The 13,398-nt window shown below is 39.8% G+C and carries 11 protein-coding genes; 6 read left to right on the forward strand and 5 right to left on the reverse strand.

Annotated elements, in window-relative coordinates; genetic code table 11:
• Positions 1–6: 6 nt before the first annotated feature.
• From ACZ48L_RS04575 to ACZ48L_RS04590, 4 genes are read left to right on the forward strand one after another with little or no spacing between them, the layout of a single operon-like run.
• Entirely contained in the window at positions 7–648 is a 642-nt protein-coding gene (locus ACZ48L_RS04575) for an abortive infection family protein (protein ID WP_025792953.1), read from the forward strand.
• Positions 649–654: 6 nt separating this feature from the next.
• Complete coding sequence (locus ACZ48L_RS04580; protein ID WP_025792955.1) at positions 655–3,750, forward strand: type I restriction endonuclease subunit R; 3,096 nt, start codon at positions 655–657, stop codon at positions 3,748–3,750.
• Between the two features lie 31 nt (positions 3,751–3,781).
• Positions 3,782–4,693, forward strand: coding sequence for a restriction endonuclease (locus ACZ48L_RS04585; RefSeq protein WP_025792956.1), 912 nt, complete (start codon positions 3,782–3,784; stop codon positions 4,691–4,693).
• 13 nt (positions 4,694–4,706) lie between these two features.
• Complete coding sequence (locus ACZ48L_RS04590; RefSeq protein ID WP_025792957.1) at positions 4,707–5,738, forward strand: hypothetical protein; 1,032 nt, start codon at positions 4,707–4,709, stop codon at positions 5,736–5,738.
• Positions 5,739–5,945: 207 nt separating this feature from the next.
• Here ACZ48L_RS04590 and ACZ48L_RS04595 read toward each other — a convergent pair whose 3' ends face one another.
• From ACZ48L_RS04595 to ACZ48L_RS04615, 5 genes are all read right to left on the reverse strand, one after another.
• Complete coding sequence (locus ACZ48L_RS04595) at positions 5,946–7,247, reverse strand: alpha-L-fucosidase (protein ID WP_025792365.1); 1,302 nt, start codon at positions 7,245–7,247, stop codon at positions 5,946–5,948.
• 35 nt (positions 7,248–7,282) lie between these two features.
• Positions 7,283–7,489: a hypothetical protein gene (locus ACZ48L_RS04600; RefSeq protein WP_025792367.1), complete on the reverse strand. Its 207-nt coding sequence runs from the start codon at positions 7,487–7,489 to the stop codon at positions 7,283–7,285.
• Positions 7,490–7,516: 27 nt separating this feature from the next.
• Positions 7,517–8,581, reverse strand: a complete 1,065-nt coding sequence (locus ACZ48L_RS04605; RefSeq protein ID WP_052341953.1) for a hypothetical protein — start codon at positions 8,579–8,581, stop codon at positions 7,517–7,519.
• Between the two features lie 295 nt (positions 8,582–8,876).
• A complete protein-coding gene (gene cysK / locus ACZ48L_RS04610; protein WP_008824003.1) occupies positions 8,877–9,824 on the reverse strand; it encodes a cysteine synthase A in 948 nt (315 codons plus the stop codon).
• A 19-nt stretch (positions 9,825–9,843) separates the two neighbouring features.
• Positions 9,844–11,130 carry an O-acetylhomoserine aminocarboxypropyltransferase/cysteine synthase family protein gene (locus ACZ48L_RS04615; protein ID WP_025792371.1) on the reverse strand — a complete coding sequence of 429 codons (1,287 nt, stop codon included), beginning with the start codon at positions 11,128–11,130 and terminating at the stop codon, positions 9,844–9,846.
• 297 nt (positions 11,131–11,427) lie between these two features.
• Here ACZ48L_RS04615 and ACZ48L_RS04620 point away from each other — a divergent pair, with 297 nt between their 5' ends.
• The gene (locus tag ACZ48L_RS04620) at positions 11,428–12,246 is read left to right on the forward strand and encodes an AAA family ATPase (protein ID WP_025792372.1); all 819 of its coding nucleotides are present in this window, start codon (positions 11,428–11,430) and stop codon (positions 12,244–12,246) included.
• A gap of 12 nt (positions 12,247–12,258) precedes the next feature.
• The gene (locus ACZ48L_RS04625; RefSeq protein ID WP_025792374.1) at positions 12,259–13,287 is read left to right on the forward strand and encodes a DUF4435 domain-containing protein; all 1,029 of its coding nucleotides are present in this window, start codon (positions 12,259–12,261) and stop codon (positions 13,285–13,287) included.
• The last annotated feature ends 111 nt before the right edge of the window (positions 13,288–13,398 follow it).

Below are 13,398 nucleotides of genomic sequence, written 5' to 3' on the forward strand. Positions count from 1 at the left end.
TTAATTATGCGGTGGACAAGAGAATATATTGCAAAAGAACTAAGTCTTAGGACTTTTGAAACGCATATTTCAACAATAGAAAACAATGTTGAGATTAATCCTTCTTTGTGCGTTGAAGTAAGTAAAAGTCTAACTGAAGCACTTTGCAAAACAATTCTCACTAATCAAAATACAACATACAAAGATGATATTTCATTTAATAGTTTAGTAAAACAGACCTTAGAACATCTTATAAAACAGACTGGAAAAGAAATAGTTGGTCTATCTGAACTATGCCGTAGAATTTCTACTGTCGCTCAATCGATTGCAGAGATACGAAATAATGCAGGATTTGCTTCACATGGTTTGGATGTTTTGCATCCTCAGATAGACAAATCATTATCCTTACTGATATACAAAACAACAGATGTACTCTGTGGGTTCATTTTACATTTTTATTTCAGTTATGCCCACCACGCTAACCAAAGATTAATTTATCAAGATTGTGAGTGCTTTAATTATTGGTTTGATGGAGAAAATCCATTAGAAGTAGGAGGCATACACTTATCAGCATCAGAGGCTCTTTACAACTTAGATTATCAAGCTTATAAAGCTAACTATATAGATTATTTAGAATTTCTTTTAGAAATGAATAAACAACAAAAATAAAATACAATGCCCTTCACAGAAGATAATTACGAAAAAGCACTAATATCCCTCTTTGAGGGTATGGGCTATCAATATTTGTACGGTCCAAATATTGAAAGAGACTACTATGTGCCATATTATGAAGCACAATTAGAAGAAAGTCTGCAAACTGTTAACCCAAAGAAACCACATGCAGCCATTCACGAAGCGATTATCAAACTACGCAATATTGATATGGGTAGTTTGGCGCAGCGTAATGAAACTTTTACAGACTATTTGCAGCATGGCATAGAAGTCTCTTATTTCAATGGCAAGGAAATGCGCAATGAAATGGTTTATTTGATAGACTTTGAGCATACGGACAAAAACACTTTTCAAGTTATCAATCAATGGACATTCATTGAAAATGCAGAGAAACGTGCCGACATCATTGTATTTGTGAATGGTTTACCATTGGTGGTTGTAGAATTAAAATCCCCTTCTCGTGAAGAAACAGATGCTTCAGAAGCATATCTTCAACTCCGCAATTATATGAAAGATATACCATCGTTGTTCGCTTTCAATATGTTCTGTGTAATGAGCGATATGGCTCTTTCCAAAGCTGGAACAATTACTAGCAAGGAAGATCGCTACATGGAATGGAAAACAAAAGATGGTAATTATGAAAGTACGGAATTTGTCGATTATGATACATTCTTTGAAGGAATATTTCAAAGGGAACGACTCTTAGACATAATCAAGAACTTTATCTGTTTTTCCAAAGAAGAAAAAGGGAGTGCCAAGATATTAGCAGGGTATCATCAGTATTTTGCAGTGAAGAAAGCCATCGAACGTACTAAACATGCTATAGTAAGTAATGGTAAAATCGGTGTGTTCTGGCATACGCAAGGCAGCGGAAAATCATTGTCAATGGTTTTCTACGCCCACTTGTTGCAACAAGAGTTATCACAACCCACTATTGTTGTGATTACCGACCGCAATGATTTGGACGATCAACTTTATACCCAATTCTCTAAATGTAAGGAGTTCTTGCGTCAAACACCAGTGCAAGCCAATAGTCGTGAGAATCTAAAAAAGCTATTGAGTGGACGAGAAGCTAATGGCATTATCTTCACAACCATGCAGAAGTTTGAGGAGTCTGACGAACCTTTGTCAGAGCGAAGAAATATTATCGTGATGACTGATGAGGCACATAGAGGACAATATGGTTTTGAGGAAAAAGTCGACACTACTACAGGTAAAGTCTCTATCGGCACGGCAAGAATCATTCACAATTCGTTGCCCAATGCTTCATATATTGGCTTTACTGGTACACCTATCTCTACTAAAGACCGAGATACCGTAGAGGTTTTTGGTGATTATATTGATATTTATGACATGACGCAAGCGGTTAATGACGGTGCTACTTGTCCTGTATATTATGAATCCAGAGTTATCAATCTAAATCTTGACGATGCTACCTTGCAAGCCCTTGATGACGAATACGAGCTGTTGGCTGAAGAAGGTGCAACGACAGAACAGATAGAGAAAAGCAAGAAGGAGATGTCACACTTGGAAGAGATACTCGGTGCACCGGCTACCATCGATTCTCTTTGCCAAGACATTCTCAAACACTATGAGGAAAACCGTCAATATGAATTGACAGGTAAGGCAATGATCGTGGCATATTCGCGTCCCATAGCCATGAGCATTTATCATCGACTACTGGAGCTTCGCCCAAAATGGACGGATAAAGTAAAAGTTGTCATGACGGGCAGCAACCAAGACCCAGAAGAATGGCACGACATTATCGGAAACAAGCAGTATAAGAAAGAACTTGCCAGACGATTTAAGGATGACAACGACCCGATGAAGATTGCTATTGTGGTCGACATGTGGCTCACAGGCTTCGACGTTCCCTCATTGGCAACTATGTATGTTTACAAACCGATGAGCGGACATAACCTAATGCAATCCATTGCACGAGTGAACCGTGTATTCAATGGTAAAGTGGGTGGATTGGTTGTTGACTATATCGGTATTGCCAAAGCCTTGAAAGAAGCCATGCGTGATTATACGGGACGCGACAGAAAGAACTTTGGAAACCCAGATATCAAAGGCATGGCTTTTACAAAGTTCAAAGAGAAGTTGGAAGTGTGCCAAGACTTATTTCATGGTTATAATTATAGTAAGTTCCACACAGTGACAGATGCTGACCGTGCTAAATTAATCAAAGGTGGTGTAAACTTCATGTTGGCAACCGATAAACAAGAACAGTTACCGCTCTATATGAAAGAAGCAGCATTGCTGCACAATTCCATAACTCTTTGCCGAAGCCTGTTGAATGAAGAGCAACGCTTCTTGGCTACATTCTTTGAGACTATACGCACTTTACTCTCCCGAATGACAGGCAAAGGAAAAGTTACGAAGAAAGAAATCAATGCTCGTATTAGCGAGTTGCTGAAACAAAGTGTAAAAAGTGAAGGTGTAATCAATCTTTTCTCTGATGTTAAAGCCGAGTTCTCCCTCTTTGATACAGCCTTCTTAGATGAAATTTCTAAGATGAAAGAAAAAAATATAGCTGTAGAACTGCTTAAAAAGTTATTAGCAGAGAAAGTGGCACTCTATCAAAAGACCAATATCGTTCAGTCAGAGAAATTCTCTGACCTGCTCAATCGTTCTTTATCCAACTATTTGAAAGGATTACTCACCAATGAAGAAGTTATCCAAGAACTTTTGCAGTTAGCAAAAGAGATTGCTTCAGCCGATTCAGCAGCTAATGAACTTGGACTCACTCCTGAAGAAAAGTCATTCTATGATGCCTTGACCAAACCGCAAGCAATCCACGACTTCTATAGTAATGAAGAATTGGTTGCCATGACAAAAGAGCTTACCGATTCCCTTCGCAAAAACCGCACTATTGATTGGCAAAAGAAAGAGTCAGCCCGTGCCGGTATGCGCAGAATGATTAAACATCTTCTGAAGAAATATCATTACCCTCCAGAGGAAGCTGCCAATGCATTGGAAACTGTCATTAAGCAATGCGAGCAGTGGACGGATAATGAACAAGAGAATTATTCAACAAAATCAACCAAAATGTATGAAATCCATGAGGATGATATACTGATGGCAGCAGAACCATAACTACTATAATAAGAAAAGACAATCAATTGATATGAAGAAGATTTCTGCCAATGTTTTAATGGCATTGAAAAATGCCTTATCTCATATATTCTGGTATAAGAAAGACCTGAAAGATTACCTTTATATGTCAATAGAGCATAAAGAGGTGCTTTCAATGGTGAACTGGAGTGATTATAAGAGAAATATTGCATCACAGGTTGTAAATATTCTTGAGCGTAACGAACAAGCTGTCCAAGGGGATTTGTTAAATTTAATAATATCAGTTGCAACTTTTAATGACTATAGTAGTATGAAAAGAGTTGATGATGCTGAGAAAAAGATACATGATGCGAAAATGGCAGTAAGTGTATTATTCCAACTGACGAAAGGCTTTATCAATTACAAAGAAGAGGAAGAAGTTATCAGAAAGCGCAAACAAGCAAATAAGGATAAAGTAGATTCCTTGAATAGAGTTAATCAAATCCTCAGCGAACTTAAAGAAGAATTTATTGGCTTATCTATTGATAATGATAACCAAAAGCGAGGCTATGCCTTAGAAAAATTTCTAAATGGTTTGTTTAATTTGTATGACCTCGATGCTAAATCTTCCTTTAAGATAGTTGGAGAACAGATAGATGGTGCATTCTCTTTAGATAAAGATGAGTATTTATTAGAAGCTAAATGGCGTAAAGAACCTACGGCGAATGCTGACCTATATGCATTTGAAGGCAAAATAAATAGGAGATTGGATAACACTTTAGGCTTGTTTATTTCTATAAATGGCTTTTCAGAAGATGCCATAGCAGCATATTCAAATGGCAAAAAAATAATGTATTTGATGGATGGTATGGACTTAATGGCTGTTTTGGAACAAAGAATACCTTTACCTGATTTGCTGAGAAGAAAAAAGAGAGCTGCTGTACAAACTGGAAATATATATTTAAAAGTATCAGAAATATTATAAAAATATTGGAGTAATGGATATATCTATTAAAGAGTTAGATGCGAAAACATGCATTTTAAATATCGCAGAGATAGATAATGTTTTAAATTGTGTCAATAAATTATCTAATAAGAATAATTATTACAATCGTAAAAAGTTATTTGTTGCCTATACTAATTTTTTGGATTGGTTTATAACATTTACAGATGAAGAACGATTGTTTCGACGTCAATATAGTCTAGATGAAATTGTGAATATATTATTTGCTAAGAAGCAAGTACTGAATACTCAATATATCAGATTTTTACTTTTTTCTGCAAAGCTTTATGCTGAAAAATTGAAGAAAAATGCAAAGAGGACTTGTGTTAAAAACTATCTTAAATCCATTTATTTTTTCATATATGATGTAGAAGAACTTGTTTGCATTAATGAAATTTATAGAAAAAAGCGCATAACCCAGACTATATCCCTCAGAGGAGGGTATAGTTCTGATATTACTCCGCAAGACATTAAAACTGCAGCTAACGAATTAGTATTCCTCAATGAACATATTTATGTATCCGACATAGACTTTCGCAACATTTCTCCATGCTCTTCTTTGTTAATAAGGCAGTGTATAGAATTATTAGGAAAAAATATGCTTGGTTTTAGTTCCATACATAACTCTCAAGGTTTAATTAAGAAGATGACACAAATCGCTTGGAATTTCTTTTTTGAGAAGGGGCTACAAGGTCCAGACTGGACAGTGACATTACCCGTAGAACTTTCAGCAATTAAAAAAATAAATCAATGGGCAAATAATTATGTGCATAACCCTTGGATTGATAAAAGTTATATCCGATTTTTAGGGTTGGAATTTTTATACAAACTAATGCAACCTGTGCAAACAAATGTTTCTTGTTATAACGGAAGATCTTATTGGAATTCAAATTATGGAGACTTTCGAATTAATAATTATAATAATCTGAAAAGGGATTTTGAATCATATGTTAATTCAAGAGATTCTACAGCAATAATTGATTGGCTTCCTTTAGATCAAGTCGGAGCTTATATAATTTCATTATAATGATTTAAGTGATAACATCCAAGATGTTTTCTAATCAATACTACTCAAATTGAGGAAACATTTTTGTACCATAAGAATGTAATACGCTGATAATCAGCACAAGATATATTTGAGGAAGAAAACGATACTTACATATAAACAAACCCGCAGCAACCACTTGGTTGCTGCGGGTTGTTTTTGGAAGATGATAAGGCGAGAAAGCCTATATCACAATGTCAACTCAACGATATAATCAATGTCAGTAGGGACGGTGTCGAAGTTGAGGGTGATGCCTTTACCAGTCTTTGTGAAGTTGACACGCTTGTTGGTGCCAAAGACGGTAGCGGACTTGATTTTGTGGTTGCCAGTGGGAATGAAGAGACTGGAGTCCATACAGTTTAGGATGTGGATGTAGAGTTTGTTACCACGCTGTGTACTTACGCCCCAGTCGTGTGGATCAACGATGCCACCACGTGTTCCATAGATCGTTTCACCATATTTGTTTAGCCATTTACCTATAGCCTGTAGACGATCAAGCGCAAGAGAAGGCAACGCACCACCAGGTTCTGGCCCGATGTTCAACTGGAGATTGGCATTCTTTCCAGCAGCACGAACGAGCATCTGGATCAATTCCTTTGGTGATTTATAATTGTCGTCAGTGAGGTTATACCCCCAATGGTCGTTGATGGTCTGACATGATTCAAGTGGTAAGCGACTGATGTTTTGCCCCGACAATCCAGCTTTGTTCTCACCCGGAAGGTCACGTTCGAAGATCTGAATGTCCTCACCTGGGAAAGGAGTCTGGTGATGATTGTTACCAATAAGACATTGTGGCTGCAAGCGATGAATCATTGCATACTGTTCAGGAAGCTGCCAATCGAATGGTTTAGCATCACTATCATGATCCCACCAACCATCAAACCACACCGCGCCGATAGGTCCGTAATGTGTCAGAAGCTCCGTCAACTGCGTATTCATAAACTTATAATAGCTTGACCAGTTAGCTTTTCCCTTGTCACGTCCCGTCCCAAGTCCTGTTCTTCCTTGTGGATAATCTTCTCTTCTCCAGTCTAAGTGAGAATAATAAAGGTGGAGTTTGATACCATTTCGTTGACAAGCATCAGCCATTTCCTTGATGATATCCCGTTTGAAAGGAGTGCCATCCACCGAGTTATACGTGCTAGTAGTAGTCTTAAAGAGTGAGAATCCATCATGATGACGTGTTGTTATGGTGATGTACCTTGCTCCTGCAGCCTTTATAGCCTTCACCCATGCATCTGCATCGAACTCTGATGGATAGAAAGTCTTAGCCAACTTAGGATATTCTTTATAGTTAATATCCCTGTTTGTCATCACCCATTCACCAGCTCCCACCATTGAATAGAGTCCCCAATGCAGGAAGATACCGAACTTCTCATCCTGAAATTGCTCACGTGCTTTCAGGTTTTCAGCAGTAGGATGGTAAGTTTCTTGTGCCATACCGACATAACTCATCAGCAAGGTAGCTATTACAAGTAAAGTCTTCTTCATTCTATAAAATATTGTTTAGGTTTATTTCTTTTGTCTCAATCATCCCAAGTAGGAGCAGTACTGTCATCATCTGAAACACCAGAGAAGACTGTTCCTTTTGATAATTGCTCACTCCCATCCACCTCATTAAACACTTCAGCATCACTTTCCATTGAATGAAGAGTGCCTGAATGTCCAGCTAACAAGGCTGGATAGGGATAAGATTCATAGATTGTAGTTAATGGTATAACGTAAGTTTCCATGTTTTTATGATATTTATTGTCAGATGATTACTTCCTAAGATACTTTTTCCCGCGGATGATTATGATGCCTTTATAGTCTTTTCCGACACGTTGTCCAGCAAGATTATAGGTTGGTTCATCCTCCATTTGTGATTCCTGAAATGCCGTAAGGTGAACTCCTGTTGCAGTATCAAACACAAGATAACTCTTAGCTTGTGCTGTTGAGGAAGGCGTATAAGCTATGTAAGCCTTGTGTGCACCGTTCTCAAAAGCTCCACCATCCGCCTTTCTCCAGTAGAAACCAACGCCTCTTTTACCGTTAGAGAACCCATAATAAATCGTTCCACCAGTTGTCTGACTATTGTCGTCAGTACCTTTCAAGACATTCTTTTCATCCTTTTCTCCTTGTTTCTCCGTCATCCAAAAGGTGTAACTCCCCTCATCAGCCTCCAAGACGACTGCCATATCCTTTGGAAGAACATCCCCAGACACGTACTTTTTACTCAACTTAAGCATGTTATCTTCTATCTTATACGTCCGTGCAACAACTCCTTGAGGAATCGTAAAGGCTTTATTGCTGTAATAAAGTGTTGCATGTCGTGCTGCAGAGATGGTAAAAACGACAGGATCTATCTTATAAGTTACTTCTATTTTCTTTATTCTTGCCTGAGTATCTCTAGATGTTGTAAACACAATAGAGTCTACTCCATTCCCACTACTCTCCCATATAGCAATCCCTTTCCTATTAGGGTTCAAAGGTATAGCACCTTTCTTATTCTCTTTTAAGGTTGAAAACCATTTGTCACTTACTTTAGTGACAAGCCAAAAACGAACCTTCTTAATCTTTCCATTGATTCCTTTTATAGTCAAGATATTACCATAATACATCCTCAATGCTGCTTCTTCGTTATCTTTTTTATCGTAGAAAGCAGGTACATATGTAGTATCTTTTCCACCATCAAACAAAAGTATCACACCAGACCGTTCTATCTTCTTCACCTCTATACCACGGCCTCTCATCCCCGTAAAGTCAATTTCCTCAGTCTTTGTTTGTGCTTGAGAGGTTATTGTAAAGCACAACAAAGAAAGCATAGTAACGAAAAATCTTATCATATCATGAGTATTATAATTTCATTTTCATGGTCTCCTACCCCACTCTTCCTACACATATCCAATGTATAACGAGCACAGACAGGTTGTCACCACAGTATTTGATTTATAGTACAAAGGTAAACTTTTTATCACATACGACCAAGTTATTCCATCGAAAAAACTACTCCTTACACCCCTACCAACGTATTATACGCCCCACAACCCCTTCCATTGAACTGGTAAGAAAGGGCAAAGGCTGCCAATGTCAGGACGACAAAGGCAGCCTTTTGCGTATATATTATAAAACAGGTTATCCTTAAAGAGGGTATTCCTCAAAGGCATAAAGCACCGTAGAGAGGTAACGTTCACCCGTATCAGGGAACAAAGTAACGATCGTCTTACCTTTGTTCTCAGGACGTTTGGCAATCTCTGCTGCAGCAAAAGCAGCTGCACCAGACGAGATTCCTACCAATAAACCATCCTGTTGTGCCAGTTGTCGACCAGCAAGGATAGCCTCATCGTTCTCAACTTGAAACACTTCATCCACAACAGCAGCGTTGTAAGTATTAGGAATGAAGCCTGCACCGATACCCTGAATCTTATGTGGACCACTCTGACCACCACTTAATACAGGTGAATCACTTGGCTCTACAGCAACAATCTTCACATTTGGATTCTTCTCTTTGAGGTATTTACCAACGCCACTGACCGTACCACCAGTACCAACACCAGCCACAAAGATATCCACTTTACCATCAGTGTCACGCCAGATCTCCTCACCTGTAGAACGATAATGCTTCTCTGGGTTAGCAAGATTCTCAAACTGTTGGAGGATAACACTACCTTTAATAGAGTCACGTAGCTCCTCTGCAGCCTTAATAGCACCCTTCATACCATCCTTACCACTGGTCAGTTTTACCGTAGCACCATATGCTTTCACGAGGTTACGACGCTCAATGCTCATCGTTTCAGGCATCGTCAGGATAAGCTTATAGCCTTTAACAGCTGCCACAAGAGCCAATCCTACACCCGTGTTACCACTCGTTGGTTCGATAATCGTAGCTCCTGGTTTGAGTAATCCTTTCTCTTCAGCATCCTCAATCATTGCCAATGCAATGCGATCCTTCACACTACCACCTGGATTGAAGTATTCAACCTTAGCAATAACAGGCTTATCAAGACCCTTATTTGCCGAGAACTTATCCAGTTCAACCAAAGGAGTATTCCCTATAAGCTCGGTGAGCTTCTTTATAATCTTTGTCATATCAATCAATTTTTTGTTCTTACTTTACTGCCTCAAAAGCCTGATCGAGGTCAGCAATAATATCCTTATAATGTTCCGTACCAATAGAAAGACGGATTGTACTTGGGTAGATTCCCTGGTCAGCAGCCTCCTCAACGCTCAACTCAGAGTGTGTTGTTGACAGTGGATGGATGACAAGCGACTTCACATCAGCAACGTTAGCCAGCAAAGAGAAGATCTTCAGATGGTCAATGAAGTCGAAAGCCTTCTGCTGATCACCGTCAATCTCAAACGTAAAGATGCTACCTGCACCGTTCGGGAAATAACGTTCATAGAGGTCATGGTTAGGATGAGAAGCCTCAGCAGGGTGATTAATCTTCTTCACCAAAGGCTGGTTCTCCAGATATTCCAGTACCTTCAGTGTGTTAAACACATGACGTTCCACACGCAAACTCAATGTCTCAAGCCCCTGCAAGAGGATGAAAGCATTGAAAGGAGAGATGGCTGCACCCTGGTCACGCAGCAAAAGCGTACGTACACGGGTAACAAAAGGAGCAGGAATATCACCAAAAACAAGACCGTGATAAGAAGCATCAGGCTTGTTGAAACCAGGGAATTTCTCTGGATTCTTCTTCCAATCGAATGTTCCACCATCAACGATGACACCTCCAAGAGACGTTCCATGACCACCAATAAACTTCGTTGCAGAGTGTACAACGATGTCAGCACCATGCTCTATCGGGCGAATCAGGTAAGGAGTACCAAAGGTATTGTCAATCAACAGAGGTAATCCGTGACGGTGTGCGATATCTGCAGAGCGTTCAATATCCGATATATTAGAGTTAGGATTACCCAATGTCTCAATATAAACCAGCTTGGTATTGTCCTTGATAGCGGCTTCAAGCTCCTCATAATCATCTGGATCAACGAACGTTGTGGTTATGCCGAACTTGCTAAGTGTGTGTGCAAGGAGGTTATAAGTACCACCATAAATGGTCTTGGAAGCCACAACATGGTCGCCAGCATTGGCTATATTGGTAATGGCATACGTCACTGCAGCTGCCCCAGAAGCAACAGCCAGACCAGCAACACCACCCTCGAGCATTGCAACACGCTCTTCAAGAACAGCCTGTGTAGAGTTGGTCAGTCGACCATATACGTTACCTGCGTCCTTAAGAGCAAAGCGATCAGCTGCATGCTGACAGTCATGAAAGACATAAGAGGTGGTCTGATAGATAGGTACAGCACGTGCATCAGTTGCTGGATCGGCTTGTTCCTGACCTACATGAAGCTGAAGTGTCTCGAAGTGATACTTTTGTTTTGCCATAATTGAGTTTCCTTTTTTTGTTTTCCTACCGTGGACCTTAATGAGAGGGCAGCTGGAAAACGGTTAATACATTTATTGATATTAATTCTTTTTGTTACATGTCACATCGGGCATTCAGCCTTTTGTTACCTGTTAACGGGTGCAAAGGTACGGCTATTTATCCGAACGAGGAATACTTATTATGTGTTATTTCGTATACCATAATCGTGGTATTTACATTAAAATGTCGTATTTTTGTCGTGTTTTGAATATAAAATACTATATTTGCAGTATAATAATACAGATGAAATAACGATTATGCAGAAGTATGCTGACTACATAGAGGAGATTGAGATAGACTCTCTCTGGAGTGGGAAGAAACACATTCGCTGGACGCTTGACCGACAAGTGAATATCCTCAGTGGTATTAATGGCGTGGGAAAAAGTACCATTTTAAATAAGGTGGTACGCGGATTGTCACAAGGTGGTGAGTTTCCGAGCCATCTACTGAAGGGTGTCCGACTGAAAGTTAGCCCTGATGATGCCAAGTGGATACGCTATGACATCATCCGTTCCTTCGATCGTCCGCTGATGAATTCAGACAGTATCAGCAAGATGGATACGAACCTTTCCACGGAACTTGACTGGCAATTGTTCCAGTTACAACGCAAATATCTTGATTACCAAGTGAACATTGGCAATCGGATCATTGCAGCCCTACAGAGTGGTGAGGCTGATTCTGCAGAAAAAGCACAGCTTATCTCTACTCCCAAAAAGCGTTTCCAGGATATTATTGACGACCTTTTCACGGAGACTGGTAAGACTATTATCCGTACAGAGAATGAGATTCGGTTCTCACAGATGGGTGAAGAACTCTTCCCTTATCAGCTATCCAGCGGAGAAAAGCAAATGCTTGTCATCCTGCTTACCGTACTGGTGGAAGACAATGAGAACTATGTACTCTTCATGGATGAGCCAGAAGTGAGTCTGCACATTGACTGGCAGAAACGTCTCATAGACCTGATTCTTGAGCTGAATCCCAATGTTCAGATCATTCTGACCACCCATAGCCCTGCAGTTATCATGAACGGATGGATGGATAAGGTAACGGAAGTGACTGACATTACTGATAAATAAGAAGCCGATAACATGGGTAAAGCACTGAGGGACAATCTTTCGTCAGCTTATTTTGCCGCAGCTAACCAACTCAACGGTAAACATTCCAGGCGCAAAATCGTGGCATACGTTGAGGCGTATGACGATATTTTCTTCTGGAGAACAGTGCTGAGTAGGTTCGAAAACAAGGAACGATACTTTGAAGTGATGCTCCCTTCACGGCAGAATCTGACCAAAGGAAAGAAGTCGGTACTGATGAATCTCATTGCAGAAAAGGTTGGTGAGAACATGATTGCATGCGTAGATGCTGATTATGACTATCTTCTTCAAGGCACAACACACGTCTCTTCGGAGGTGAACAACAATCCCTACGTGCTCCACACCTATGCTTATGCCATTGAGAACTTACAGTGTTTTGCCCCCAGTCTGCATGATGTCACGGTGGCAGTAACGCTCAATGATCACACCATCTTCAACTTTGAAGACTTCTTATACCGATACAGTGAGATTATTCACCCACTCTTCATCTGGAATATCTGGTTCTATCGACGCAACATCTACAAACAATTCACAATCACAGACTTCAATAGAATCACTGAAATAGGCGGATTCTCCTTGCATCGTACTGATGAGTGCCTGGATATGTTACGCCGTAAAGTATCACGAAAGATAAGACAACTGCAACACGAATACCCACAAGCAAAGGAGAGCTATCTGCTACTGAAAGACGAATTACGTACATTGGGCGTCACACCACGTGCCACCTATTTATATATTCAGGGCCATCATCTCTTTGATAATATCGTTGTACCGATACTGAAACGTATCTGTGACCGATTGATAAGGGAACGGGAAGACGAGATAAACCGTAATGCTGTGCATGATACACAACGTCGGAATGAGTTGTCAAGCTATAGCCATAGCACCACAGAGATAATCCCTATGCTAAGAAGAAACGTTGGTTACTTGACAGCAGAGCCTTTCCTACTATTGGAAAAGGATGTAGAGGAGCTTTTAAAAACAGGAGCGAAAGGAGCAGAAAAAGGCAGTGAAGAGGAATGAAAAGGAGTGAGAAAAGAAGGCAATGCGATTCAGATGGGTGTATAGAAGATTTTATTACAAAGTGATGTCAGGTATGAAATGGGAAATAACAGAAAAGCTATAAAAAGCCAC

The sequence above is a fragment of the Prevotella histicola genome, from assembly GCF_055385135.1.